This window comes from Halomonas terrestris (assembly GCF_049166755.1).
In the GTDB taxonomy this organism is placed as follows: domain Bacteria; phylum Pseudomonadota; class Gammaproteobacteria; order Pseudomonadales; family Halomonadaceae; genus Halomonas.
Genome location: NZ_JBMHFZ010000004.1, coordinates 194,434 through 219,652 on the forward strand (window position 1 = coordinate 194,434; position 25,219 = coordinate 219,652).

General features: G+C 68.9%; 20 protein-coding genes. 7 read left to right on the forward strand and 13 right to left on the reverse strand.

The window, feature by feature from the left end:
- Positions 1-50: 50 nt before the first annotated feature.
- From ACOMD9_RS06400 to ACOMD9_RS06425, 6 genes are all read left to right on the forward strand, one after another.
- Positions 51-650, forward strand: a complete 600-nt coding sequence (locus ACOMD9_RS06400; RefSeq protein ID WP_421412894.1) for an ANTAR domain-containing response regulator — start codon at positions 51-53, stop codon at positions 648-650.
- Between the two features lie 10 nt (positions 651-660).
- On the forward strand, positions 661-1,695 hold the full coding sequence (locus ACOMD9_RS06405) for a CmpA/NrtA family ABC transporter substrate-binding protein (RefSeq protein ID WP_421412895.1): 1,035 nt from the start codon (positions 661-663) through the stop codon (positions 1,693-1,695).
- A gap of 250 nt (positions 1,696-1,945) precedes the next feature.
- Entirely contained in the window at positions 1,946-3,271 is a 1,326-nt protein-coding gene (locus ACOMD9_RS06410) for an NAD(P)/FAD-dependent oxidoreductase (protein ID WP_421412897.1), read from the forward strand.
- Positions 3,268-5,787: a nitrite reductase large subunit NirB gene (gene nirB, locus ACOMD9_RS06415; RefSeq protein WP_421412898.1), complete on the forward strand. Its 2,520-nt coding sequence runs from the start codon at positions 3,268-3,270 to the stop codon at positions 5,785-5,787. The genes ACOMD9_RS06410 and nirB overlap by 4 nt, the downstream gene beginning before the upstream one ends.
- Positions 5,788-5,917: 130 nt before the next feature.
- The gene (gene nirD / locus ACOMD9_RS06420; protein ID WP_421412899.1) at positions 5,918-6,343 is read left to right on the forward strand and encodes a nitrite reductase small subunit NirD; all 426 of its coding nucleotides are present in this window, start codon (positions 5,918-5,920) and stop codon (positions 6,341-6,343) included.
- A 262-nt stretch (positions 6,344-6,605) separates the two neighbouring features.
- On the forward strand, positions 6,606-8,015 hold the full coding sequence (locus ACOMD9_RS06425) for a PhoH family protein (protein WP_421412901.1): 1,410 nt from the start codon (positions 6,606-6,608) through the stop codon (positions 8,013-8,015).
- A gap of 33 nt (positions 8,016-8,048) precedes the next feature.
- Here the strand turns inward: ACOMD9_RS06425 and ACOMD9_RS06430 are convergent, their stop codons facing one another.
- The 12 genes from ACOMD9_RS06430 to ACOMD9_RS06485 all read right to left on the reverse strand — a co-directional run bounded on the left by ACOMD9_RS06430 (position 8,049) and on the right by ACOMD9_RS06485 (position 23,324).
- Entirely contained in the window at positions 8,049-9,854 is a 1,806-nt protein-coding gene (locus ACOMD9_RS06430) for a complex I subunit 5 family protein (RefSeq protein WP_421412902.1), read from the reverse strand.
- Positions 9,851-11,356, reverse strand: a complete 1,506-nt coding sequence (locus ACOMD9_RS06435; RefSeq protein ID WP_421412903.1) for a complex I subunit 5 family protein — start codon at positions 11,354-11,356, stop codon at positions 9,851-9,853. The genes ACOMD9_RS06430 and ACOMD9_RS06435 overlap by 4 nt, the downstream gene beginning before the upstream one ends.
- On the reverse strand, positions 11,353-12,846 hold the full coding sequence (locus ACOMD9_RS06440; protein ID WP_421412905.1) for a complex I subunit 5 family protein: 1,494 nt from the start codon (positions 12,844-12,846) through the stop codon (positions 11,353-11,355). The genes ACOMD9_RS06435 and ACOMD9_RS06440 overlap by 4 nt, the downstream gene beginning before the upstream one ends.
- Entirely contained in the window at positions 12,843-13,520 is a 678-nt protein-coding gene (locus ACOMD9_RS06445; RefSeq protein ID WP_421412907.1) for a hydrogenase subunit MbhD domain-containing protein, read from the reverse strand. The genes ACOMD9_RS06440 and ACOMD9_RS06445 overlap by 4 nt, the downstream gene beginning before the upstream one ends.
- Positions 13,521-13,529: 9 nt before the next feature.
- Positions 13,530-13,754 (reverse strand): hypothetical protein, encoded by a 225-nt coding sequence (locus ACOMD9_RS06450; RefSeq protein WP_421412908.1) that lies wholly within the window; start codon positions 13,752-13,754, stop codon positions 13,530-13,532.
- A 96-nt stretch (positions 13,755-13,850) separates the two neighbouring features.
- A complete protein-coding gene (locus tag ACOMD9_RS06455; protein ID WP_421412909.1) occupies positions 13,851-15,374 on the reverse strand; it encodes a sensor domain-containing diguanylate cyclase in 1,524 nt (507 codons plus the stop codon).
- Positions 15,375-15,490: 116 nt separating this feature from the next.
- The gene (gene trpB / locus ACOMD9_RS06460) at positions 15,491-16,693 is read right to left on the reverse strand and encodes a tryptophan synthase subunit beta (protein WP_421412910.1); all 1,203 of its coding nucleotides are present in this window, start codon (positions 16,691-16,693) and stop codon (positions 15,491-15,493) included.
- A gap of 108 nt (positions 16,694-16,801) precedes the next feature.
- Positions 16,802-17,470 carry an alpha/beta hydrolase gene (locus tag ACOMD9_RS06465; protein WP_421412911.1) on the reverse strand — a complete coding sequence of 223 codons (669 nt, stop codon included), beginning with the start codon at positions 17,468-17,470 and terminating at the stop codon, positions 16,802-16,804.
- Positions 17,471-17,568: 98 nt separating this feature from the next.
- On the reverse strand, positions 17,569-19,338 hold the full coding sequence (locus tag ACOMD9_RS06470; RefSeq protein WP_421412912.1) for an SLC13 family permease: 1,770 nt from the start codon (positions 19,336-19,338) through the stop codon (positions 17,569-17,571).
- Between the two features lie 191 nt (positions 19,339-19,529).
- Positions 19,530-19,736: a cold-shock protein gene (locus tag ACOMD9_RS06475; RefSeq protein WP_102589411.1), complete on the reverse strand. Its 207-nt coding sequence runs from the start codon at positions 19,734-19,736 to the stop codon at positions 19,530-19,532.
- Between the two features lie 200 nt (positions 19,737-19,936).
- A complete protein-coding gene (locus ACOMD9_RS06480) occupies positions 19,937-21,586 on the reverse strand; it encodes a GMC family oxidoreductase (protein WP_421412914.1) in 1,650 nt (549 codons plus the stop codon).
- Between the two features lie 226 nt (positions 21,587-21,812).
- Positions 21,813-23,324, reverse strand: a complete 1,512-nt coding sequence (locus ACOMD9_RS06485; RefSeq protein ID WP_421412915.1) for a CoA-acylating methylmalonate-semialdehyde dehydrogenase — start codon at positions 23,322-23,324, stop codon at positions 21,813-21,815.
- 171 nt (positions 23,325-23,495) lie between these two features.
- On the opposite strand from ACOMD9_RS06485, the gene ACOMD9_RS06490 reads away from it, so the two are divergent.
- Entirely contained in the window at positions 23,496-24,398 is a 903-nt protein-coding gene (locus ACOMD9_RS06490; protein ID WP_421412916.1) for a LysR family transcriptional regulator, read from the forward strand.
- A 6-nt stretch (positions 24,399-24,404) separates the two neighbouring features.
- On the opposite strand, the gene ACOMD9_RS06495 is transcribed toward ACOMD9_RS06490, so the two are convergent.
- Complete coding sequence (locus ACOMD9_RS06495; protein WP_421412918.1) at positions 24,405-25,211, reverse strand: ABC transporter permease; 807 nt, start codon at positions 25,209-25,211, stop codon at positions 24,405-24,407.
- Positions 25,212-25,219: the final 8 nt, after the last annotated feature.

Below are 25,219 nucleotides of genomic sequence, written 5' to 3' on the forward strand. Positions count from 1 at the left end.
ATCTTGCAAACACGGCAGGAAACGCACGCAACACGACGAGCGACACCGCCATGCCACCCCCCCTGAACATCCTGCTGGTCGACGACGAGGTCGTACGCGCCGCCATGGTCGAGGAGGCCCTCACCCGCGAGGGCCATACGGTCATCTGCCGCCTGCAGAGCCCGGCGGGCCTCAACGCGATGGTCGCCCGCCATCACCCCGATGTGGTGATCATCGACATGGAGTCACCCGATCGCGACACCCTGGAGAGCATGGCGCTGCTCAATCGCGAGAACCCGCGTCCGGTGGTGTTCTTCGCCGACCAGCACGATCCCGACACCATGCAGGCGGCGATCAAGTCGGGCGTCAGCGCCTATGTGGTCGACGGCCTGGTCCCCGGGCGGGTCAAGGCCATCATCGAGGTCGCCATCGCCCGTTTCGACGCCTTCCACGCCATGCGCCGGGAACTCGATCGCGCGCGTAACCAGCTGGCCGATCGCAAACGCATCGAGCGTGCCAAGGGCCTGCTGATGAAGCATCAGGACTGCGACGAGGAGCAGGCCTATCGCATGCTGCGCAAGCTGGCCATGGACCGCGGCCAGCGCCTGGCCGAGGTCGCCGACAGCGTCATCGACATCCTCGAACGCCTGAATCCTCGCTCGCCTGAATAGGGGCCCCGTCATGCACCAGACTGCCAACCACCCTCCCGAACTGGAACACCTGACCCTCGGCTTCATTCCCCTGCTGGACGCGGCCCTGCTGATCATCGCCCGGGAGCAGGGCTTCTTCGCCGAGCAGGGCCTGGAGGTCTCGCTGTCGCGGGAGAACGCCTGGTCGACCCTGCGTGACAAGGTCGCCGCCGGCCTGCTCGACGGAGCCCAGATGCTGGCTCCGTTGCCGCTGGCCATGAGCCTGGGGCTGGGTCGGGCACCCTGCGATGCCCTGGCCCCGATCATCCTGGGCCGCAACGGCAATACCCTCACCCTCTCCGAGGCACTCTGCCGGGAGAGTGGCGCGACACTCGGCGATGCCCCCGCGGCGAGCGCCCGGGCCCTGGGCGACTGGCTACGCCGTCAGCCAGTCGCAAGACGCCCGTGCCTGGCCATGGTCTACCCCTTCTCCTGCCAGCACTACCTGCTGCGCGAATGGCTCTCCCTGGGCGGCCTGGACCCCGAGCGGGACGTGGAACTCATCGCCCTGCCGCCACCCCGCATGGTGCAGGCACTCCAGGAAGGCCACATCGACGGCTTCTGCGCCGGCGAACCCTGGGGCACCCTGGCCCGCCACCGCGGTGCCGGACGGCCGGTCGCCACCGGCGCCCAGCTATGGCCGGACCACCCGGAGAAGGTCCTCGGCGTGACCGGCTCCTGGGCCCGGCGCTACCCGGCCACCCTGGCGGCAGTGCTCCGCGCCCTGACGCATGCCAGCGCCTGGCTCGCCGCGTCCCCCGAGCACCGTCGCCGGGCCCGGGACTGGCTCGCCCTGCCGCCCTATCTCGACCGCGCCATCGGCCACCTCGGCGACCTGGCGCTGGACCGCGCCCCGATCCACCAGCGCCTGTACGGCGAGGGGGTACTGCGCCCCAGCCCCGCGGCAGCGGGTCGCTTCGCCGAACACCTCGAGCGGCACATGCACGACCACGGCCGAACGCTCGACCGTCACACCCTGGACGAGTGCTACAGCCCCGTGCATTTCGATACGGCCACGCACCAGTGATGTGCACCCATGGCTCCCCCCGGGACGGGACCGGCATGACATGAAAAGCCCAACTATATGTAATAAATAAAAAAACTCGAAACTTCCGGCACTCTGGCCGAATTCTTGATTGGGTCAGGGTACAGGGCGATCAATGGCGATCGCACGACATATCACGGCGAAGACGTCTCTGCGCACTCCCCGAGGGAGGCTGCGTCGAGGCGTCTTCTTTGTTTCGTCATTTCCGCATCAAGCAGAGAGGTGTCAGGACATGTGCCATCGACATCCCCACTCCCTGGCGACCGAGCACCTGGTGGTCGTCGGCAACGGCATGGCCGGCCATCGGCTGGTCGATGCCCTGGTCAGGCAGCCGGGGCGTCCGCCGCGCATCACCGTGATCGGCGCCGAGCGGGTGCCGGCCTACAACCGCATCCTGCTCTCGCCGCTTCTCGCCGGTGAAATGAGCCACGATGACCTGACCCTGAGGGGGACGGACTGGTACGCCGAGAACGACATCGACCTGATACTCGGCGAGTGCGTCACCGATATCGATCGCCAGGCACGGTGCCTGACCACCGATGCCGGCCGCACCCTCGACTACGACCGCCTGGTGCTGGCCACCGGCTCGCGCCCGGCCATGCCACCGATTCCCGGCCTGGAGCTCGATGGCGTACACGCCTTCCGCGACCTCGACGATGCCGCCGAGCTGATCCGGTTCAGCCGGGGCCGTGCCACCGCGGAGGGCGGCCGGGCGGTCGTGATCGGTGGCGGCCTGCTCGGCCTGGAAGCCGCCGAGGGGCTGCGCAAGCGAGGCCTCGCGGTGACCCTGATCCAGCGCGACGACCGCCTGATGAACCGCCAGCTCGACACCACCGCCGCCACCCTGCTGCAGCGTGAGCTCGAGGGCCGCGGCATCGAGGTGATCACCGGGGGACATATCGCCGGCCTCGAGGACGACGGGGACGGCCAGGTGGCGGCGGTGCGGCTGGAGGGCGGCCGCCGACTGGCCGCCGACGGCGTGGTGGTGGCCATCGGCATCGCCCCCAACGCCGAGCTGGGGCGCACTGGCGGGCTCGAGGTCAACCGTGCCGTGATCGTCGACGAGACCCTCACCAGCTCCGACCCGGCGATCCACGCCCTCGGCGAATGCTGCGAGTTCCAGGGCACCACCTACGGGCTGGTGGAACCGATCTGGCGCCAGGTGGAGGTGCTCGCCGCCCACCTGGCAGGCGAGCCGGTCGACGGCCACGTGGAAGCGCGCTATGTCGAAAAGCCCTGTGCCACCAGGCTCAAGGTGAGCGGCGTATCGCTCTACGCCTTCGGCCCCACCGAGCCCGACCTCGATCACGAGGTGCTCACCTATCACGACCCCCAGCAGGGCGACTATCGCCGCCTGCTGGTGCGCAACGGGCGCATCGAGGGTGCCGTGCTCTACGGCGACACCACCATGGGCCCCTGGTACTTCGAGCACTCCCTGACCGGCACCGATCTCGGCCCCTGCCGCCAGGCCCTGCTGCTCGGTGCCACCGACGCCCAGGTCCGGCTCGACGACGCCGCTACCGATTCCCCGACACGCCCCGTCAAGGAGGCCGCATGAACACCGCCCATTCCGACAAAGTGCAACTGATCGTCATCGGCAACGGCATGGTCGGCCACCACCTGGTCGAGCAGCTGGCCGAACAGGACGCCACCGAGCGCTACGCCATCACCGTGTTCGGCGAGGAACGCCACCTGGCCTACGACCGCGTGCATCTCTCCGAGTACTTCAGCGGCCGCGATGCCGCCTCGCTGGCGCTCTCCACCGCCGACTACTATGCCGAGCACGGCATCGAACTGCGCCTGCATGAAGCGGTCACCGCCATCGACCGCGACAAGAATGAGGTGGTCACCCCCCAGGGCCGCTGCCCCTACGACCGGCTGGTGCTGGCCACCGGCTCCACCCCCTTCGTGCCGCCGATTCCCGGCAACGACCGCGAGGGCTGCCTAGTCTACCGCACCCTGGAGGACCTCGACGCCATCCGTGAAGCAGCCGAGACCGCCACCACCGGCGTGGTGGTGGGCGGCGGCCTGCTCGGCCTCGAGGCGGCGGGCGCCCTGCGCGGGTTGAACCTCGATACCGCCGTGGTGGAATTCGCCCCGCGCCTGATGCCCATGCAGGTCGACAGCGAGGGCGGCGAGCTGCTGCGCGAGAAGATCGAGGCGCTGGGCGTGCAGGTGCTCACCGGCCGTGCCACCCAGGAGATCGTCGACGGCGAGGCCAGCCGCCACCGCATGGTGTTCCAGGACGACAAGGTGCTGGAGACCGACCTCATCGTGTTCTCCGCCGGCATTCGCCCCCGCGACCAGCTGGCCCGCGACTGCGGCCTGGAGATCGGCGAGCGCGGCGGCGTGGTGATCGACGACCGCTGCCTGACCAGCGACCCGGCGATTCTGGCGATCGGCGAGGTGGCGCTGTGGAACAACAGCATCTTCGGCCTGGTGGCCCCCGGCTACCAGATGGCCAAGGCCGCCGCTGCCACGCTGCTGGAAGGCAGTGCGACCTTCAGCGGCGCCGACATGAGCACCAAGCTCAAGCTGATGGGCGTCGACGTGGGCTCCATCGGCGACGCCCACGGCGACCGCACCCCCGGCGCGCGCATGTTCCGCTTCCTCGACCCGCTCAAGCAGCAGTACCGCAAGCTGGTGGTTTCCAGCGACGGGCGGCGCCTGGTGGGCGCCATGCTGGTGGGCGACAACAGTTACTACGACACCCTGCTGCAGTACTACGCCAACCGTATCGAACTGCCGGAAGACCCGGCCGCGCTGATCCTGCCGGCCGGCGGCGACGCCGCCCCCGCGCTGGGGCCGGACGCCCTGCCGGAAACCGCCACCCTCTGCTCGTGCCACAACGTCACCAAGGGCGATGTCTGCGCCTCCATCGATGCCGGCGCCGTCGATCTCGTCGCGGTGAAGGCCGACACCAAGGCCAGCACCGGCTGCGGCGGCTGCGCCGCCCTGCTCAAGAGCGTGGTCGACCACGAGCTGGCAGCGCGCGGCGTGGAGGTCGACCAGTCGATCTGCGAGCACTTCCACTACACCCGCCAGGAGCTCTACGACATCGTGCGGGTGGAGGGCATCAGGACCTTCGGCGAGCTGATCGAGAAGCACGGCAACGCCGACACCCACGGCCTGGGCTGCGATATCTGCAAGCCGGCAGTGGCCTCGATTCTGGCTTCCTGCTTCAACGAGCCGATCACCGATGCCGCCCATGTGCCGCTGCAGGACACCAACGACACCTTCATGGCCAACATGCAGAAGAACGGCACCTACTCCGTCGTTCCCCGCGTGCCGGGCGGCGAGATCACCCCCGACAAGCTGGTGGTGCTGGGCCAGGTGGCGCAGAAGTACGCGCTCTACACCAAGGTGACCGGTGGCCAGCGCATCGACCTGTTCGGCGCCCGCCTGGAGGACCTGCCGGCGATCTGGGGCGAGCTGATCGAGGCCGGCTTCGAGACCGGCCACGCCTACGGCAAGTCGACCCGCACGGTGAAGTCCTGCGTGGGCAGCACCTGGTGCCGCTACGGCGTGCAGGACAGCGTGGGCATGGCGATCCGGCTGGAGCACCGCTACAAGGGCCTTCGCGCCCCGCACAAGCTCAAGTTCGCCGTGTCCGGCTGCACCCGCGAGTGCGCCGAGGCCCAGAGCAAGGACGTCGGCGTGATCGCCACCGAGAACGGCTGGAACCTCTACGTGTGCGGCAACGGCGGCATGCGCCCGCGCCACGCCGAGCTGTTCGCCACCGACCTCGACGACGAGGAGCTGTTCCGCACCATCGACCGCTTCCTGATGTTCTACATCCGCACCGCCGACCGCCTGCAACGCACCTCGGTGTGGCGCGAGAACCTGGAGGGCGGCCTGGACTACCTCCAGAAGGTGATCCTCGAGGACAGCCTCGGCATCGGCGAGGCGCTGGAGCGGCAGATGCAGGCCGTGGTCGACACCTACGAGTGCGAGTGGGCGAACGCCATCTCCGACCCGGAAAAGCTCAAGCGCTTCCGCAGCTTCGTCAACGACAGCCGCCCGGACCCGGACATCATCACTACCACCGAGCGCGGCCAGCTACGGCCAGCGTGATGAGCCTGGCCCAACGCCCCTGGTCAGCCGATAGAGGCGCCGAGGCCAGTGTCGTGCCGCTCGCGGGCGGCATCGCCACCGGGGTCTGACCCCGGCGCCGGCAACTCGCCAACCGAACAAGGAGTTTTCCATGACCACCGCAACCGCAGCAGCCAAGACCATGCCCCAGACCTGGCAACGCCTCTGCTCCCGCGCCGACCTGGTGCCCTTCTCCGGCGTGGCCGCCTGGCTCGACACCGCCGAAGGCCCGGCCCAGATCGCCCTCTTCTACATTCCATGCGGCCCGAACACGCCGCAGCCAGCCGGCCCGAACACACCGGCGCTGCCCGGCCACGAACAGGAACTCTACGCCCTGGACCACCACGACCCCTTCTCCGGCGCCAACGTCATCGCCCGCGGCATCGTCGGCGACCTCAAGGGCCAGCTCGTCGTCGCCTCGCCGATCTACAAGCAGCACTTCCGCCTTGCCGACGGCCAGTGCCTGGAAGACGACAGCGTCACGCTGCGCACCTGGCCGGTGAGCTTCAAGGGCGACGAGGTGTGGGTCGAGGCGTGAGGAAGGGCCCATGTGCTTGCGACGATCGAGGCAATGACGAAGGCCGACACGGACACGGGGCCGTCCCGCTGAGACAACGTTGATCGCGCTGCTTTGCAGCATGAGCGATCCATGCCCATGCTGATATCGTGGCTTCATCAGTGTCCAAGTAGACGGGAGGTGAGCAAAGCACCGAGCAGGACGGCACGACCCGCGCCCTGTCACCTGCCTGACATCGTGCGCCGAGCGTGTCGACGACAAGACGACAAGGAGAGCTGCGCCGATGGTACGCATCGACAAGAAGGCCACCCGGCTGTACGTGCTGGACACCAATGTCCTGATTCACGACCCCGCCGCCCTCTACCAGTTCGACGAGCACGAGGTGGTCATCCCCATGACCGTGCTCGAGGAACTCGACAAGCACAAGAACGGCATCCGCGAGATCGCCCGCACCGCCCGCCAGGTCAGCCGCACCCTCTCGGACCTGACCGCCAACGTCGACGTCGGCCTGATACGCGACGGCATCCCCATCACCCGCCTCGCCGGCCCCGAAGGACGCCTGCGCCTGCTGTGCTACAGCGACCTGAGGCCCCTCGATCCGCTGGCAGACAGCCCCGACAACCGCATTCTCGCCGAGACCTGCCGACTGCGCGAGGAGCGCCCGGATGCCTCGGTGATACTCGTCACCAAGGACATCAACCTGAGGGTCAAGGCCGCGGCCCTGGGCGTGCCGGTGGAGGACTACCTCAACGACCGCGTCTTCGGTGATTCCGATGCCATGATCGACGGCGCCCGGATCTACCCCGATGCCGGCCAGGACGGCAGCGGCCTGTGGGACAGCCTGCAGGCCGACCTGCGGGTCGAACGCCTCGACGACAAGGTGGTCTACCAGCTCGCCGGCAGCATCCCCGCCGAATGGCACCTGGGCATGCTGGTCTCCGACAGCGACGACGACGCCGGCTTCGAGGCCATCGTGCGCGCCGTGGGCCCGCAGCAGGCCAGCCTCGAGCTGCTGACCGACTACCGCCACGGCGCCAGCGTCTGGGGCGTGCATGCCCATGACAGCCGCCAGAACTTCACCCTCAACCTGCTGATGGACGACGACATCGACCTGGTCACCATCGCCGGCAGTGCCGGCACCGGCAAGACCTTCATGACGCTGGCCGCCGCCTTCCAGCAGACCCTGGACAGCAAGCGCTTCGAGCGCATCGTCTTCACCCGGGCGCCGATCTCCATGAGCGAGGACATCGGTTTCCTGCCCGGCACCGAGGAGGAGAAGATGTCACCCTGGATGGGTGCCTTCCACGACAACATGGACAACCTGCTGCGCGACGAGGACGGCGCGAGCAGCTGGGACAACGGCGCCACCCGCCAGCTGCTCGGCTCCCGGGTACAGATCCGTGCCCCGGGCTTCATGCGCGGCCGGACCCTGAACGACACCTTCCTGATCATCGACGAGGCGCAGAACTTCACGCCCAAGCAGCTCAAGTCGCTGATCACCCGGGCCGGGCGCAACACCAAGATCGTCTGCCTGGGCAATGTCGGCCAGATCGACACCCCCTACCTCACCGCCAATACCTGCGGCATGGCCGCCGTGGTCCAGCGCTTCCGCGACTGGCCCCACGCCGGTCACGTCACCCTCAAGAGCGTCGAGCGCTCGCGCCTGGCCCTGGCCGGCGAGGAGATACTCTAGGGCCCCTCGACGACTCGGCCCGAACCATCGGCATCACCCCAGCCCCAGGATGGTCATCGCCAGCACGATGGCGGTGACCATCATCACCACCGCCGTATGGCGGCGCAGCCACCCCTCGCCACGGGCCACGGCCGCCAGGCGGTCGATCGCCCTGCGCTCCCGTGCCACCAGGGATTCGACCAGCGTCGACCGCCACTCGCCGCACCTGGCCAGCGGCCCCCTGGCCCGGGCCAGCAGGTAACGCCAGGCGGCGGCAAGCGGCCACCAGAGGTCGCCGGGCGGAAGCTGCCAGGCGACGTGCCGCGGCCAACGCCGCGCCCCCGCCAGCACCACCAGGGCCAGCCCCGCCCCCAGCGCTACCGGCCACAGCAGGCCGGGCAGCTCGCCCGCCGGCGGCCACTCCGGTCGTCCCGTCGGCAGCCACCAGGGCAGGGTTACGGCCGCCAGCAGCGTGCCCAACCAGGCCAGCGGCATGGGGCCGGCCAGCGGCATCAGGCCATCGTGGCGGGCCTGGACCTCCCCCTGCCACTGGCGCCACAGGGCGCGGGCCATCAACCCCGTGGTGCCCACCGCCGCCAGGCTCAGCCACACGACCACCCCCTGATGGCCGCTATCGTAGAGCACCGTCTTGAAGGCCCACTTGGTGGCCAGCCCCGACCCCAGGGCGCCGGCCAGAGACAGCGCCGGCAGCAACAGCAAGCCGCCGAGCAGCCAGGCCGGCAGGCGCGGGGGATGCTCCCCGACGCCCACGCCGAGGAACAGCGCGCCCTTGGTCAGGCCGTGGTGGGCGGCGAACAGCACTACCGCCGCCGAGAGCGCCGGCCAGGCCCCGGGGGCGACGAGCCCCATGGCCACCAGGGCGGTGATCATGCCCATCTGGCTCACGCTGGAGTAGGCCAGCACCGCCTTGGGATGGCGCTGGCAGGCACCATAGAGGGCCGCCCCCAGCGCCGCGACCAGCCCGGTCACCAGCATCGCCAGGCCCAGCAGCCGGAAGTCCCCACCCACCCCCGGCTCCCCCAGGGGCAGGGTGCCCAGCCAGCCCAGCAGGCCTGCCTTGATCATGGCCCCGCTGAGCACCGCGCTGGCCGGGGTCGGCGCTACCGGGTGCGCCAGCGGCAGCCACAGGTGCAGCCCCACGACCCCCGCCTTGACCCCGAAGCCGAGCCACAGCAGCAGCGCCATCCACACGCCCTGCTCGGCGCCGGCAACCGCCTCGCGCAGCCCGCCCAGCGTGAGGGATCCGGCGCTGCCGGCGGCCCACAGCAGGCCGGCAAGGAGCATCGCCTCGCCCAGCACCGCTATCACCAGGTAGGCCAGGCCACCGAGGCGTGCATCGCGGGTACCGGCATTCACCACCAGGCCGTAGGCGGCGAAGGTCATCAGCGCGAACCCCAGGTAGAAGCTGGCGATATCCTCGGCGACGATCAGCAGCAGATTGCCCGCCAGGGTCAGTGGCCAGAACAGGGCGAAGCGGCGCAGCCGGCTCCCGGCCCGATCGATACCGGCATCGAGGCGGGCCTGCTCCCGAGCCAGGTAACCACGGGCATAGCAACCGGCCAGCCCCCACAGCAGCGCAGTGAAGGCCAGCAGGGGGCGGCGCAGGCCGTCGAGCTCCCAGACCCCACCCAGCATCCACCACTCCTGCAGCAGTTGCCCCGACGGCGCCAGCTGGGCCAGGGCCAGAGCCGGCAGTGGTGCCGTGCACCAGAGGCCATCGAGCAGCCGCCTGGGTCGGCCGGGCCCGGCGAGGACGGCGCGCACCGGCACCCGCAGTGCCAGCACCAGGGGCCACACCAGGGCCAGCCAGAGGCTCGCGGCGAAGGGCAACGAGGTCATGGCAGGTACTCCTCGGTGGCGACCCGGGCGGCCCACTCCAGCGGGCTGTAGGGCAGGCCCGCCAGCAGGCCGGCCAGCAGGCTGAAGGCCGCCGTGGCCAGGGCCGGCCACAGCAGCCAGCCACTGGTCTCGAGCCGCCCCAGGCGGCGCTCCTCCGGCCACTGGCCACGCCCGTGGGCGGGGCCGGGGCGGAACCAGAGCCGATGCAGGACCGGCAGGAAGTAGGCGGCGTTGAGCAGGCTGCTGGCGACCAGCACCCCGACCACCCAGGGCAGGCCGGCCTGCACCGCCCCGGTCCCCAGGTACCACTTGCTGAAGAAACCGACCAGCGGCGGCAGGCCGATCATGCCCAGGGCCCCCACCGTGAAGGCCAGGCTGGTCAGCGGCATGCGCCGCCCGACACCATCCAGGCCGTCGATGCGGTGAATGCCCAGTTCCTCGGCGTAGTTGCCGGCACAGAAGAACAGGGTGATCTTCATCAGCCCCTGATGCAGCAGGTGGGACAGGGCGGCGATGGTGCCCAGGGGGCCGAACAGCCCGATGCCGAGCACGATGTAGGAGACCTGGCTCACCGTGGAGAACGCCAGCCGCGGCTTGAGCTCCTGCTGGGCCAGGGCGCGCAGCGAGCCATAGAGGATGGTGACCGCGGCAACGGCCACCAGGCCATGGAGCAGGCCCAGCTGGTGGCTCAGCTCGATGCCGTAGACATCGTAGACCAGGCGCACGATGCCGAAGGCTCCCGCCTTGACCACCGCCACGGCGTGCAGCAGGGCACTCACCGGGGCCGGTGCCACCATGGCCCGCGGCAGCCAGCCGTGCAGCGGCACCAGGGCCGCCTTGACCCCGAAGCCCAGGATCAGCACCCAGAAGAGCCCGACCAGCAGCGGGTGCCGGTCGGCACCGAACTCGGCGAGGATCTCGCGCTGGCCGAAGCGGATGTCCCCGGCCAGGGCGTGGAGGGCCACCATGCCGATCATCAGCACCAGCCCCGCGCTCAGGGTGAAGCGCAGGTAGACCTTGCCTGCCGCCAGTGCGGTCGAGGTTCCCCGGTGAGCCACCAGGGGATAGGTGGAGAGCGTCAGCAGCTCGTAGAAGACCAGGAGGGTGAAGAGGTTGCCGGCCAGGCTGATGCCCAGGGTACTGGCCACGCAGAGGCTGAAGAAGCCGAAGAAGCGCTTGCGGTTCGGCGAGTCCTCCAGGTAGCCGATGGCATAGAGGGTGGTGAACAGCCACAGCAGCGACGACAGCCCGGCAAACATGATGCCCAGTGCATCGGCACGCAGCACGAAGGCCAGTCCTTCGAGCACCGGGAACTCGACGGCGTACTCGTGCCCCAGGCGCAGCCCCCGGACCATCCAGGCCACCAGGCCCAGCTTGACCAGGGCCGCACCGAGGTTGAGGACGGAGCGCGCCCGGAAGGCCCGCTCCGGCAGCAGGAAGATCACCATCGCCGCCAGCAGCGAGCTGGCCAGGGTCGCCAGGGGCAGCCAGGCGCCACTCATGGGCCACCCCCGCCGGCACGCAACAGTCCCAGCGGCCACTGGGCGGCCAGCCCCAGCCCCATGGCCGAGAGCGCCAGCAGCAGCGCGATCGCCTCCATTCCGGCCGGCAACCGCCGGAAATCATGCGCCGGCGCCGCCTCGATGAAGGTGTAGCGGAAGACACGGAACACATAGGCGGCGGTGAGCAGGGTCCCCAGTACCAGCACCACCACCCAGGGCCACTGGCCGGCGAGCAGCGCCGCCTGCAGCAGCAGCCACTTGGCCGTGAAGCCGGCACTGGGCGGCAGGCCCATCAGGGTCACGGCGGCAATCCCGAAGGTCATCAGCGCAAGCGGCAGCCGGCGGCTGGTTCCCGCCAGGTCGGCCAGTCGGCCGTGGCCGGTGGAGAGCATCAGGTTACCGGCGGCCATGAACATCGCCGCCTTGGCCAGGGCATGGCCGGCGAGCTGCAGCCAGGTACCCTGCCAGGCGAGTGACGCCACCGCCTCGCCGGTGCCGATCAGCAACGGGAAGGCCAGCAGCAGGTAGCCCATCTGCCCCACCGTGGAGAAGGCCACCACCTGCTTGAGGCCTGGGGCCCGCCAGGCCAGCAGCCCACCCCACAGCACCGCCGCACCGCCCAGGCCACCGAGCACCCAGGCCCCGGCCACCTGTCCGGGCACCAGCAGCAGCCAGAGCTTCAGCAGGATGAAGAAGGAGGCCTTGATCACCAGGGCGCCGTGGATGGCGCTTACCGGTGTCCAGGCGCTCTCGTGCACGGGGGCGAGCCAGGCGTGCAAGGGGAAGACAGCGGCCTTGAGCAGCAGCCCGGCGCTGAGCAGCGCCACGGCGATCCAGGTCGCCGCCCCGGGCTCCACCGTCGCCGCCAGGCCGGCCAGGTCCAGCCGTCCCCAGGCGCCCAGCAGCAGGGTCACCCCGAGCAGCCAGGCAAGCGACCCCACCAGGGCGTAGAGCAGGTAGCGCATGCCGGCCGCCAGCGCATCCACCTTGCCGGGCAGCAGCATCATCGCCACGGCGCAGAGCCCCATCAGCTCGAGCGCCGCATAGAGGACGAGCAGGTCTGCCGCGAGCCAGATCAGGCCCAGCGACGCAGTCAGCCCGCCGAGCAGTGGCCACAGCCGGGCGGCTGCCCGCGGCGCGATGCCAGCTGCCTCGATGTGGCCGACCGCATAGGCGGCACTGGCGAGCAGCAGAAGCTGGGTCAGCAGCAGCAGCAGCCCCGAGAGGACGTCGAGGTGCAACTGCAGCTCCAGCGTGCCGAGAGGCAGGATCACCTGATAGCCACCGCTGGCGGCCACGGCCGTCAGCAGCCACAGGGTGACCCCCGGCAACGGCAGGGTAAGCGACACCAGCGGCCACAGGCGGCGGGGCGGAAGGCGCATGGCGGCCACGCCCAGCAGCGGGGGAGCCAGCAGGACCAGCCACAGGGCCGCCTCCATGGCGGGAGGCAGGGCTTGCGGGGGCGTATCGGGGCCGAACCAGGCAGTCATTCACCGCCTCCCGGTTCGTCCTCGGCGACCAGGGTCGCGCGCCCGGCCAGGTGATGCAGGCGACGGATCAGTGCCACCCCCAGCAGGGTACCGAGCAGTGCCACCACCAGCCCCACCAGGATCAGTGCCTGGACCTCGGCCCGCGGACCGGCGATCCCCGCCAGCAGGAGGAATACCCCCGAACCGAGCACATTGAAGGCGAGCAGTCGGCGCAGCAGGTGGGCATGGACGGCAAACGCCCACAGTCCCAGGGTCATGATGGCGAGGCCCGCCACCAGCAGCGGCTGCCGCCCTCCACCGGCCGGCCCCGCGACCTCGACGGCATCGAGCGGCAGCCCCATGCCCATGGCGACCAGGGCCAGCCAGGCCAGCGGTGCCGCCAGCCGAGCCGGCATCTGGCGCCAGGGCCGGCGGAAGACGTCGCGGGCGGCCGGCCCCGGTTCACGGGAATCGCGCCCTAGGGCGTGGAACAGGGCGCCACCGGTCAACAGGGCACCCAGCAGGGCCTCGGCAAGGCCCAGCCAGGGGGCGCCCAGCCGCCACCAGGCCAGCGCCATCAGCAGCGCGAAGCCGACGAAGGCGAGGCAGGCCCGTGCCAGTCGCCGATCGACCAGGCAGGCCACCGCCAGGGCCACCAGCAGCCCGGCCTGGACGAGAACGACGAGCGCCGACATCCAGCCGGATCAACCGGAGCGGGTATTGGCGGCCTTCTCGATCAACGCTTCACTGGCACTGCCCGGCCCCTGCTGGAGCACGGTCTCGGCCTCGTGGTAGAGGCAGATATAGCGCTTGCAGGAGGCACAGAACACCTTGTCGTCGGGATTCTTCACCCGGGAGACCCGCATGCGGTGACTGCGACAGCTGGGACAGGCAACCGGCAACCGGAAATCGACGGAAAGATCGGGCATGCTCACCTCCTCCTTGGGTGGCTGGAAACGAACGCCATGTCTCCAGTCATGGGGGTCATCCTGAGCGCTTCAAGGCGTGAAGCCAACCCGGCTGGCTCACGGATCGCCGCTGGTGGCGGACTGTCCCGCCTCGACAGGGCCCCTGATGCGGTTGCGCCCTTCGCGCTTGGCTCGGTAGAGGGCCCGGTCGGCACGTGAAAGCGCCCTGTCCAGGCTGCCGTCGGGCTCGAGGATGGTCAGGCCCACGCTCACGGTGAAGCGAATCGCCGTACCGTCCACCTCCAGTTCGATGCCCTCCACCGCCTCGCGCAAGCGCTCGAGGATATCCCGGGCCTGCTCGGGGTCGCTGTCGACCAGTATCACCGCGAACTCCTCGCCGCCGATGCGGGCGAAGAGGTCATAGGGGCGCAGGCATTCACGGCAGCGCATGGCGAAGGACTGCAGGGCCAGGTCGCCGGCCGCATGGCCGTGGGTGTCGTTGAGGTGCTTGAAGTGATCCAGGTCGAGCATCGCCAGCGGCACCCGGCGACCGTGGCGAGCGGCGAGCGCGAGCACGGCCTCGCCCTGCTCGAAGAAGGCCCGCCGGTTGAGTGCCCCGGTGAGCATGTCGGTACCGATCAGGCGTTGCACCCGCTGCTCGGCCTGCTTGCGCTCGGTGACGTCGATCAGCAGGCCATCCCAGAGGGTATTGCCGTCTTGCAGACGCCGGGGCAGCGCCCGGCCCTCCAGCCAGCGCACGCCCTCCGGCAGGACCAGTCGATACTCCAGCCACCACGGCTCCAGGCTCACCACCGACTGGGCGATGGAAGCGGTGAGCCGATCACGATCCTCGGGGTGGACCCGGTCGAGCAGCCGCTCGGCCCTGGCCATCACCGCTCCCGGACTCAGGCCGCACAGCCGCTGCAGCCCCTCGCTGAGGTAGAGGAAGCTGATCCGGCCGCTGATGTCCTGGCGGCTCTGGAAGACCACGGCGGGTAACCGGGAAACCGTTCCCTGCAGGCGCTCGAGCTGACTCTGGTCGTGCATGCAGCGCAGGTGCTTGCCTGTCACGTCGCGCTGGACGATGAGCAGGCGCCGGCGGCCATCGGGCTCCTCGAGCAGCGGCAGCACGGTGGTGTCCTGATGGCGTCGCTCACCGTCGGCCCGACGGCAGGTGAGTATCCCCTGCCACGCTTGTCCGCGGGTCGCGGCGAAGGTCAGCGCACGCTGGAACTCGCCGTGCAGGGGGACGATGTCCAGGGTGGTGACCCGCCGCCCGAGCAACTCCCCGGGAGGGTAGCCGCCATGACGCTCGAAATCGGGATTGAGCTGCTCCACCACCCCCTGGTCATCGACCAGCATCACCGTCCCGGGAAAAGCGGCCAGCAGCCGGTCGGCGAGACGCTGCTCGTCACTGCGACGCCGGTCGCGGGAACGCGCCTCGAGGCGCTGGAGCACCAGCAGCGTGATGGCCAGCGCCGCCCCGGCCAGCCCCAGCGCCGGCCAGAGCCCGACCACTGCCCCGCCGCCGCCGACCATCAACGCCAAGGCGAGCCCCCCCAGGGCGAGCAGCGTCCAGCGACGCCGCCCACCTCGGCGATCCTCGTGCTTTTCCCTACGCCCTGACCTGGCTCTGTCCATGCGCCATCCACCCCGGGACTTGCCTGCAGACGGTAACGTCCGGCCTTTGATGTGCCTTCCATCCTACAGTATCCCCGACTTCGGCGGCGGGACACACCCCGTGCACGGGCGGCGATTCACAGCTTGAGCTTGTCGGCCACGTAATCGGCGTCCTTGTCGCCGCGGCCGGAGAGATTGACCAGGATATGCTGGTCGACCGGCAGGGTCGGTGCCACGCGCATCGCCCAGGCCACGGCGTGGGCACTCTCCAGTGCCGGGATGATGCCCTCGACCCGTGACAGGGTCAGGAAGGCGTCCAGGCACTCGTCGTCGGTGGCACTCCGGTAGTCGACCCGGCCCAGCTCCTTGAGGTAGCTGTGCTGGGGGCCGACCCCGGGGTAGTCGAGCCCCGAGGCGATGGAGTGTACCGGCATGGGGTTGCCGGCCTCGTCCTCCAGCACGTAGCAGGCCATGCCGTGGATCTCTCCGGGCTTGCCCAGGGTCAGGGTCGCGGAGTGGCGCTGGGTATCGAGCCCCTCGCCGGCGGGCTCCACCCCCACCAGGTGGACGGACTCGTCCTCGAGGAAGGCGGTGAACATGCCGATGGCATTGGAGCCGCCGCCCACGCAGGCAGTGACATGGTCCGGCAGGCGGCCGTGACGCTCGAGGAACTGTGCCCGCGCCTCGCGACCGATGATCGACTGGAAGTCGCGGACCATCTTCGGGAAGGGGTGCGGCCCCACCACCGAGCCGATGGCGTAGATATAGCGCTGCGGGTCCTTGAGGTACTCCTCGAAGGCGCTGTCCACCGCGTCCTTGAGGGTTGCCGTTCCCCGCGTCACCGGCACCAGGGTGCAGCCGAGGATCTTCATCTTGGTGACGTTGGGGTGCTCCTTCTCGATGTCCACCTGGCCCATGTGGATCTCGCAGGGGATCCCCACCAGGGCGCAGGCGGTGGCCAGCGCCACGCCATGCTGGCCGGCGCCGGTCTCGGCGATCACCTTGGTCTTGCCCATGAACTTGGCCAGCAGCGCCTCGCCCAGGCAGTGGTTGATCTTGTGGGCGCCGGTGTGGTTCAGGTCCTCGCGCTTGAGGTGGATCTGGGCGCCGCCCAGCTTCTCGGAAAGCCGCCGGGCATGGAAGATCGGGCTGGGCCGACCCACGTAGTCGGCGAACAGGCTCGCCAGCTCCTGCTGGAAGTCGTCGCGGACGCGGATCTCCTCGTAGGCGGCATCGATCTCGTCCATCACCGCCTTGAGCTCCGGCGGAATGAGCTGGCCACCGAAACGTCCGAAGAAGCCCCGGGCATCGGGCAGGTTGGCAAAGGGGGATGTGCTCATGGCATGCGTCCTGACAGGCAGTGATCGACGAAAAGGGATGGGATGGGATGGCACCATCTTGCCGAGCCGCCCCGATGCTGTCGAGGCGACCTTGGGTGCAGCGACCGCTCAGTGGGCGAGGCGTTCGCCGAGCCACCTGCCGATGTCCCCGACCTGCTGCGGGCAGACGGCGTGGGCCATCGGATAGCGGCGATAGTTGGCGGCATAGCCCAGCGACAGCAGCTTCTCGTAGCCGGCCTTCCCCAGCGCCTCGGGCACGACCGGGTCGAAGCTGCCATGGTGCACCTCGACGGGCAGGGAGCGGTTGGCCTCGGCCAGGGTGATGCTGTCGGCGGTGGCGAAGTAGGTGGACATGGCCAGCAGCCCGCCCAGGGGCGCCTCGAAGGAGAGCGCCGCCTGGTAGGCCACCGCCCCGCCCTGGGAGAAACCGGCCAGGATGATGCGACGACTGTCGATGCCGTGGTCGATCTGCTCGCGTACCAGGCCCTGGATGCGCTCGGCGGAGGCCAGCAGCTGTCGCTCGTCGACCCGGCGGTCCAGGTTCATCTCGAGGATGTCGTACCAGGCCGGCATCACCATCCCGCCGTTGATGGTCACCGGCAGGCGTGGCGCATGGGGCAGGATGAAGCGTACGGCATCGTCGGTGGGCAGCGGCAGGGCCGGCACCAGCGGCTCGAAGTCGCTGCCGTCGGCGCCCAGGCCGTGGAGGATGAAGACGCAGGCGTCGGCGGGCCGGCCGCTGCGGGGCTCGATGATCAATTCACCGGGATTGCTCATGGGGATCGATTCCAGGCCAGTCGTTGGGGTCGGTCGAAAGCCGTCACCCTACCGCAATCGCCGCTCGTCGGCGAGACGCGAGGCGTCGTTCCGCAGCGTCAGAAGGGCCAGACCAGGGGGATCAGCAGCAGTGCCACCCCCCCGGTGATCAGGTTGAGCGGCCCGCCGACACGCAGGAAGTCACTGAAGCGGTACCCCCCCGGGCCGTGGACCATGAGGTTGGTCTGGTAGCCGATCGGCGTGAGGAAGCTGGCCGAGGCGGCGAACATCACCGCCACCACGAAGGGCATGGGATCGGCCCCCAGGCGCTCGGCGCCGGTCATGACGATGGGGAAGGTGATGACCGCGGCCGCATTGTTGGTGACCAGGGCGGTGAGCAGGGCCACCAGCACATAGACCGCCACCAGCAGCGACCAGGGATTGCCCCCTGCCAGGTCGAGTACCGCGCCGGCCAGCATGGCAGCCGCCCCGGAGGTCTCGAGTGCCGCCCCCAGGCCGAAGGAAGCGGCGATGGTCAGCAGTACCTGGGTATCGAGGCCGCGCTTGGCGGCCCCCACCGAGCAGCAGCCGGTCAGCAGCGCCATGGCCGCGCCCAGCATGGCGGCATTCATCATGCTCATCACCCCCAGGGTCGCCAGCACCACCACGCCACCCAGGATGCTCCACGCCAGCCACGCCTTCTCGTGCACCGGACGGGCCGCTCCATTGACCTGGCTGATCAGCAGGAAGTCCCGCGACTGCCGATGGCGCTCGATGAACGGCGGACGCGCCTCCAGCAGCAGCACATCGGCGGGCTGCAGGCGCACCTGCCCCAGGTTGCCGGCGACCCGCTCGCCACCCCGGCACACCGCCAGTACGGCGGCTCCGTAGAGGGTCCGGAAATGGCCGTCACGGATGCGCTGGCCGACGAACTGGCACTGGCTGGAGACCACCGCCTCGACCAGGCGTCGCTCGGTGAAGTCCTTGGCGAGGCTCGACTCCCCCTGCCGCGTGGGTATCAGGCCACGCACCTGCTGCAGTTCCACCGCCCCCTCGCTGGTGCCGGCGAACACCAGCCGATCGCCGCCCTTGAGCCGCTCCCCCGGGCCGACCACGCTGACCACGTTGCCGTCGCGCTCGATCTCCACCAGGAACAGTTCCTGGAGATGTCGCAGGCCGGCCTTTTCCACCGTGCGATCGACCAGCGGCCCGCCGGGATCGACCTCCATCTCGATGGTGAATTCGCGCGGGTTCTCGAAGGCCGCCGCGGCACTCCGCCGTGCCGGCAGCAGCCGCGACCCCAGCAGCATCAGGTAGAGCAGGCCGACCACGGCCACCGGGAGGCCCACCCAGGCGATGTCGAACAGGCCCATGGCGAGGGTGGGGTCGCGGTCGACCAGCAGGCCATGCACCACCAGGTTGGTGCTGGTACCGAACAGGGTGATGGTACCGCCGAGGATGGAGGCGAAGCTGAGCGGCATCAGCAGTCGATGGGCCGGTATGGCCACGCGTCGGCTCCAGCTCAGTACCGCCGGGATGTAGGTGGCGACCACCGGGGTGTTGTTGAGGAAGCCGCTGAGGGTTGCCACCGGCAACAGCAGCCGTGCCAGCGCCCGGCCCTCGCCCCGGGGTCGTCCCAGCACGTGGCGGATGATCAGGTCGATGCCGCCGGTCTCGCGGATGCTGGTGACCAGCACGTACATGAAGGCCACGGTGAACAGGCCGCTGCTGGAGAAACCGCCCAGCGCCTGGTCGGCATCGATCACGCCCAGGGTCAGCAGCAGGATCACCGCGCCCAGCAGCACCATGTCGGGGCCGAGGCGGGAGAACGCCATCAGGGGGAAGACGGCGATGACGACAACGAGGGCGATCCAGGCGTCCTGCGGCATGGGGTTTCCGGTCACTCAGGGGGTAACCGCACCATTGTGGACGCCTTCACATATACTAAAAAGTTATTTTTAGAAATTCATCTATTCGATAGGGGTATATGACGCGATAAAGTCCCGTCCACGAAGAAGGCCCGCTTTCGCGGGCCTTCTTTCGACCACCCGGAGGCGGTCACATCAAGATCGGATGGCGTTCAGCCGATGACCTGGATGTTGGAGGCCTGGAGGCCTTTCTTGCCCTGGGTGACGTCGAAGGAGACCTTCTGACCGTCCTGCAGGGACTTGAAGCCGTCGGCCTTGATCTCGGAGAAGTGAGCGAACAGGTCGTCACCGTTGTCGTCCGGAGAGATGAAGCCGAAGCCCTTGGTGTCGTTGAACCACTTGACAGTACCGGTAGCCATTATCGAATTCCTCGAATAGCGTTTGATTTGCCGGGAAATACCCGAGTTGCAGTGGGTAAAACAAGAAACTTTCACCGGGAAATCGACGCCATGAGCTTTTCGATGACCGCTTGCGATGTTCCACTTGCCAACCAACTGCACGCAGAATGCCCCCTTCCCGGACGCACGTCAAACCTTATTTGCACCGGATGACGAGAAAGTTACCCGCCGGCAAGAATCCATCCCGCCGCCTTCTCGGCGATCATCAGGGTCGGCGAGTTGGTATTGCCGCTGGTGATGGTGGGCATGATGCCCGCATCGACCACGCGCAGCCCCTTGACCCCGCGCACCCGCAGGTGCGGGTCCACCACCGCCATGGGGTCGTCGTCGCGCCCCATCCGCGTGGTGCCCACCGGATGGAAGATGGTGGTGCCGATATCGCCGGCGAGCCGAGCCAGCTCCTCGTCGCTCTGGTACTCCAACCCGGGCTTGACCTCCTCGGGCGCGTACCTGGCGAACGCCGGCTGCCCGGCGATGCGCCGCGTGACCCGCAGCGAGTCCGCCGCCACCTTGCGGTCCTCCGGCGTGCTCAGGTAGTTGGGGGCGATGGCCGGTGCCTGGCGCGGGTCGCGGCTCTTGATCCTGACCGTGCCGCGGCTGGTCGGGTTGAGGTTGCAGACACTCGCGGTGATCGCCGGAAAGTCGTGGAGCGGCTGGCCGAAGGCCTCCAGGCTCAACGGCTGGACGTGGTACTCGATATTGGGGTGGCGGTGCTCGTCGCTGCTGCGGGTGAAGGCGCACAGCTGGGAGGGCGCCATGCTCATGGGCCCCGAGCGCTTGAGCAGGTACTCCAGGCCGATGCCGGCCTTGCCGAGCCAGGAGCTGGCCATCGTATTGAGGGTCTTCGCCCCCGTCACCCGGTACACCGAGCGGATCTGCAGGTGATCCTGGAGGTTCTCGCCCACGCCGGGCAGCTCGGCCACCACGGGAATCCCGTGCTCGGCGAGCAGGTCCGCCGGGCCGATGCCGGAGAGCTGCAACAGCTGCGGCGAGCCGATGGCCCCGGCGGAGAGGACCACCTCGCGTGCCGCCCTGGCCACCACCGGCTCGCCCTCGCGCTCGACGCGTACCCCGGTACAGCGTGGCTCGCCCCCCTCCCCGCTCGCGGTTTCCAGGCGCAGTACCTGGCTGGAGTGCCACAGGGTCAGGTTGTCGCGCTGCTCCACGCCGCGCAGGAAGGCCTTGGAGGTGTTCCAGCGCCAGCCGGCACGCTGGTTGACCTCGAAGTAGTCGACCCCCTCGTTGTCACCGCGGTTGAAGTCACGCGTGCGCGGGATGCCGGCCTGCACCGCCGCCTCGGCGAAGTCATCCAGCACCTGCCACCTGAGCCGCTGCTTCTCCACCCGCCACTCGCCACCGTGGCCGTGGAAGTCGCGATGCTCGGGGTCCGCATCGCCGCCGTCGTCCAGGCGATGGTGGTGCTCGTGCCGGATGAAGTCCGACAGGCAGTGCTCCCAGCGCCAGGCATCGTCGCCGGTGACCTCGGCCCAGTGGTCGTAATCCCGAGCCTGCCCGCGGATATAGAGCATGCCGTTGATGCTGGAGCAGCCGCCCAGGGTCTTGCCGCGGGGGTAGATCAGCGAGCGGCCGTTGAGGCCGGGATCGGGCTCGGTGCGAAAGCGCCAGTCGGTGCGCGGATTGTCGATGCAGTAGAGGTAGCCCACCGGGATGTGGATCCAGTGGTAACGGTCACGGCCGCCCGCCTCGATTAGCAGCACCCGGTTGGCCGGGTTCGCGCTCAGGCGGTTGGCCAGCAGGCAGCCGGCGGTACCGGCGCCCACCACGATATAGTCGAATTCCTGGTCTGCCATGGCGTGTTCTCTCCGGACAGCGCCAGCACCTGCGCGGCCGGTTTCGTAGTTGCCTTCCCGTGGTGGTGTCACTCGAGGCTTACCGGCAGCAGGCTTCCGAGGAGGCGCTGTGAACCCATCCCTGGGCGCTACATTTGTCATCCCTGACAAATGACCTCCTCTTCACCCTGCTCCCGGCGCCTCTCGCTTGAGGCATCGATGATTGCCTACTGTATTCCACCAATGCTTACTTGTGCGTCGGCATGGCGAACTCGGCGCCCGCATTGATCGAATCCGACCAGCGCTGCATGATCGACTTCTGCTTGGTGTAGAAGCGCACGCCCTCCTCGCCGTAGGCGTGGGTATCGCCGAACAGCGAACGCTTCCAGCCACCGAAGCCGTGCCAGGCCATGGGCACCGGGATCGGGACGTTGATGCCCACCATGCCCACCTGGATGCGGCGGCCGAACTCGCGGGCCACGCTGCCGCTCTCGGTGAAGCAGCTCACGCCGTTGCCGAACTCGTGGTCGTTGATCAGCTGGATGGCGGTGGCGATGTCGGGCACCCGCACGCAGGCCAGTACCGGACCGAAGATCTCTTCCTTGTAGATGGTCATCTCCGGGGTGACGCGGTCGAACAGGGTGCCGCCCATCCAGAAGCCTTCGGCGCAGCCTTCGCCGGTGCTGCCGGCGTCGAATTCGCGGCCGTCCACCACCAGCTCGGCGCCCTCTTCCACGCCCTTGTCGATGTAGCCGGTGATGCGCTGGTGGGCAGCGCCGGTGACGATCGGCCCCATCTCGGCATCGAGCTCCAGGCCGTTCTTCACCTTGAGCGCGCGGGCGCGCTCGGCCAGTCGCGGCACGAGCTTGTCGGCAACGTCACCCACCAGCACCGCCACGCTGATTGCCATGCAGCGCTCGCCGGCGGAGCCGTAGGCGGCACCGATCAGGGCATCGACGGCCTTGTCCAGGTCGGCGTCGGGCATCACCACCATGTGGTTCTTGGCGCCGCCCAGGGCCTGGACGCGCTTGCCGTGATGGGCGCCGCGCTCGTAGATCAGGTTGGCGATGGGGGTGGAGCCGACGAAGGAGAGCGCCTTGACGTCGGGGTGCTCGATCAGAGCCTCGACGGAGTCCTTGTCGCCCTGCACCACGTTGAACACGCCATCCGGCAGCCCCGCCTGCTTGAGGAGGTCGGCGATCAGCAGCGAGGCGCTGGGGTCGAGCGGGCTGGGCTTGAGGATGAAGCTGTTACCCGTGGCGAGGGCGATCGGGAACATCCACATCGGCACCATCACCGGGAAGTTGAACGGCGTGATGCCGGCCACCACCCCCAGGGGCTGGCGCGTGGTCCAGTTGTCGATGCCGGTGCTGACCTGCTCGGTGTAGTCGCCCTTGAGCAGCTGCGGGATGCCACAGGCGAACTCGACGATGTCGATGCCCCGGGCCACCTCGCCCTGGGCATCGGTGAACACCTTGCCGTGCTCCAGGGTGATGGCCCGGGCCAGGTCGTCCTTGTGGACATTGAGCAGCTCGAGGAACCGGAACAGCACCCGGGCGCGGCGGATCGGCGGGGTATCGGCCCAGGACGGGAAGGCCGCCTTGGCCGCCGCCACGGCGCTGTCGACGTCGGCATGCGAGGCCAGGGCCACCCGGCCGGAGACCTGGCCGGTGGCGGGGTTGAAGACCTCCTGTGCCCGGCCGGATTCGCCGGTGGAAACCTGCCCATTGATATAATGCGTGATGCTGGCTGTGCTCATGGTGTCCTCGTCTTGTAGTAGGTTGCCGGAGCCGGTGAAAATCGCTCCTGGCGAGAGGTGGCGCGGGACCTGGTTAACCTAGACTAGCGCGATGGGCGTGCGGTTCAATTGAGAAAATCAAAAGCATGATATAATTTAAAGTAATACCACTGGCCACCATGCCCCCTCGCCATGCAGGATATCCAGACCCTTCGCGCCTTCGTCACCGTGGCCCGGGAAGGCAGCGTCTCCCGGGCCGCCGAGAAGCTGCACCTGACTCAGCCCGCGGTGAGCCTCAAGCTCAAGCAGCTCCAGCACACCCTCGACCTGACCCTGTTCCGCCGCCGCCCCCAGGGGCTCGCGCTGACGCCCGATGGCCATGCCCTGCTGCCCGTGGCGGAGAAGGCGCTGGCGGCCGTCTCGACCTTCGACCAGACCGCCCGTGCGCTGCACAGCACGGTGCGTGGTCGACTCAAGATCGGCACCATCGTCGATCCGGAATTCATCCGCCTGGGGGCCTTCCTGCACCGGCTGGTGGAGCGCGCCCCGCAGATCGAGACCGAGCTGCACCAGGGCATGAGCGGCAGCGTGCGGGAACGGGTGCGCCGGGGCGAGCTCGACGTGGGCTTCTTTCTCGCGCCTCCCGGTCAGGGGGCGACGCAAGACGCGCCGGAGCTCGACCACCTCGAGCTGACCCACTTCCACTACCATGTGATCGCGCCGTCCGGCTGGTCGGCACGCTTGGCCAGGACCGACTGGGGGAGCCTGGCCGCCCTGCCATGGATCGTCACGCCGCCGGACTCCGTCCACCATCGCCTGCTGCACGAGGTACTCGACCCGCTGGGCCTGGAGCCCAACGGCGTGGCCCAGGTCGACCAGGAGGCCTGCATGCTCGACCTGGTGCGCGCCGGCGTGGGCCTGAGCCTGGCCCGTGACGCCATCGCCATGACGGAGCGTCAGGAGCGCGGCCTGGTGATCGCCGAAGGCGTACGCCTGCCCTGTGCGCTGAACTTCATCTGGCGTCGCGAGCGCTGCGATGAGCCGGTGATCGCCACCGCGCTGGAGGTGCTGGAACGGGTCTGGGAACCTCGCTGACGACGGCTATACGCCCTGCACGGGCCTGGCCGCCTCGCGACGCCGCTTGACCTCGTAGGCGATGGCCAGCACCACGGTGACAAGGATCAGGATCAGCCCCAGGGCGTTGACCGCCGGGGTCAGGCCGGTGCGCACCTTGGAGGCGATGTAGACGGTCAGGGTGGTGTCGTAGCCGACCACGAACAGCGTGGTGTTGTAGTTCTCGAAGGACTGCAGGAAGGCGATCACCGCCGCCGAATAGATCGCCGGCTTGAGGTAGGGCAGCAGGATGCGCCGGAACATCTGCCACTGGCTGGCACCCAGGTCGAGGGCGGCGCGCTCCATGGTGCGGTCGAAGCGCTGCAGCCGTGCGGTGACCATCAGCATCACATAGGCGGCGATGAAGGTGGCCTGGCCCAGCACGGTGAGGAGGATGCCGCCGCCGACCCCGAACTGGCGCCAGAAGATCAGGGTCGAGATGCCGATGATCACCCCCGGGGTGAGCAGCGGCGAGAGGATCAGCGCATAGAGGAACGGCTTGGTGCGGCTCGAGACGGTGTTGAGGAACAGCGCCGTGGCGATGCCGATGGGCACCGCCACGCAGAGCACCCCGAAGGCGATGATCAGGCTGTTGGCGAGGGCCTGCCACATGCCACCGTCGGCGGCCAGCTCGCCGAACCAGCGCAGGGTGGTGCCGTCCCAGGGGGTCACGGTGGGGAAGCGGCTGTCGTTGAAGGTGGCCGCCCCCATCACCAGCAGCGGCAGGAAGAGGTAGGCGAAGAACACCACCACATAGAAGCGCAGGCCGAAGGCCATCAGCCGCTGCGAGGTCATGCCCAGCC

Coding starts and splice junctions, on each gene's coding strand:
- trpB (WP_421412910.1), bottom strand. CDS start 16,693: ATGAGCACATCCCCCTTTGCCAACCTGCCCGATGCCCGGGGCTTCTTC.
- ACOMD9_RS06410 (WP_421412897.1), top strand. CDS start 1,946: ATGTGCCATCGACATCCCCACTCCCTGGCGACCGAGCACCTGGTGGTC.
- ACOMD9_RS06450 (WP_421412908.1), bottom strand. CDS start 13,754: ATGCCCGATCTTTCCGTCGATTTCCGGTTGCCGGTTGCCTGTCCCAGC.
- ACOMD9_RS06465 (WP_421412911.1), bottom strand. CDS start 17,470: ATGAGCAATCCCGGTGAATTGATCATCGAGCCCCGCAGCGGCCGGCCC.
- nirD (WP_421412899.1), top strand. CDS start 5,918: ATGACCACCGCAACCGCAGCAGCCAAGACCATGCCCCAGACCTGGCAA.
- ACOMD9_RS06435 (WP_421412903.1), bottom strand. CDS start 11,356: ATGAGTGGCGCCTGGCTGCCCCTGGCGACCCTGGCCAGCTCGCTGCTG.
- ACOMD9_RS06475 (WP_102589411.1), bottom strand. CDS start 19,736: ATGGCTACCGGTACTGTCAAGTGGTTCAACGACACCAAGGGCTTCGGC.
- ACOMD9_RS06490 (WP_421412916.1), top strand. CDS start 23,496: ATGCAGGATATCCAGACCCTTCGCGCCTTCGTCACCGTGGCCCGGGAA.
- ACOMD9_RS06485 (WP_421412915.1), bottom strand. CDS start 23,324: ATGAGCACAGCCAGCATCACGCATTATATCAATGGGCAGGTTTCCACC.
- ACOMD9_RS06425 (WP_421412901.1), top strand. CDS start 6,606: ATGGTACGCATCGACAAGAAGGCCACCCGGCTGTACGTGCTGGACACC.
- ACOMD9_RS06470 (WP_421412912.1), bottom strand. CDS start 19,338: ATGCCGCAGGACGCCTGGATCGCCCTCGTTGTCGTCATCGCCGTCTTC.
- nirB (WP_421412898.1), top strand. CDS start 3,268: ATGAACACCGCCCATTCCGACAAAGTGCAACTGATCGTCATCGGCAAC.
- ACOMD9_RS06400 (WP_421412894.1), top strand. CDS start 51: ATGCCACCCCCCCTGAACATCCTGCTGGTCGACGACGAGGTCGTACGC.
- ACOMD9_RS06480 (WP_421412914.1), bottom strand. CDS start 21,586: ATGGCAGACCAGGAATTCGACTATATCGTGGTGGGCGCCGGTACCGCC.
- ACOMD9_RS06440 (WP_421412905.1), bottom strand. CDS start 12,846: ATGACTGCCTGGTTCGGCCCCGATACGCCCCCGCAAGCCCTGCCTCCC.
- ACOMD9_RS06430 (WP_421412902.1), bottom strand. CDS start 9,854: ATGACCTCGTTGCCCTTCGCCGCGAGCCTCTGGCTGGCCCTGGTGTGG.
- ACOMD9_RS06495 (WP_421412918.1), bottom strand. CDS start 25,211: ATGACCTCGCAGCGGCTGATGGCCTTCGGCCTGCGCTTCTATGTGGTG.
- ACOMD9_RS06405 (WP_421412895.1), top strand. CDS start 661: ATGCACCAGACTGCCAACCACCCTCCCGAACTGGAACACCTGACCCTC.
- ACOMD9_RS06445 (WP_421412907.1), bottom strand. CDS start 13,520: ATGTCGGCGCTCGTCGTTCTCGTCCAGGCCGGGCTGCTGGTGGCCCTG.
- ACOMD9_RS06455 (WP_421412909.1), bottom strand. CDS start 15,374: ATGGACAGAGCCAGGTCAGGGCGTAGGGAAAAGCACGAGGATCGCCGA.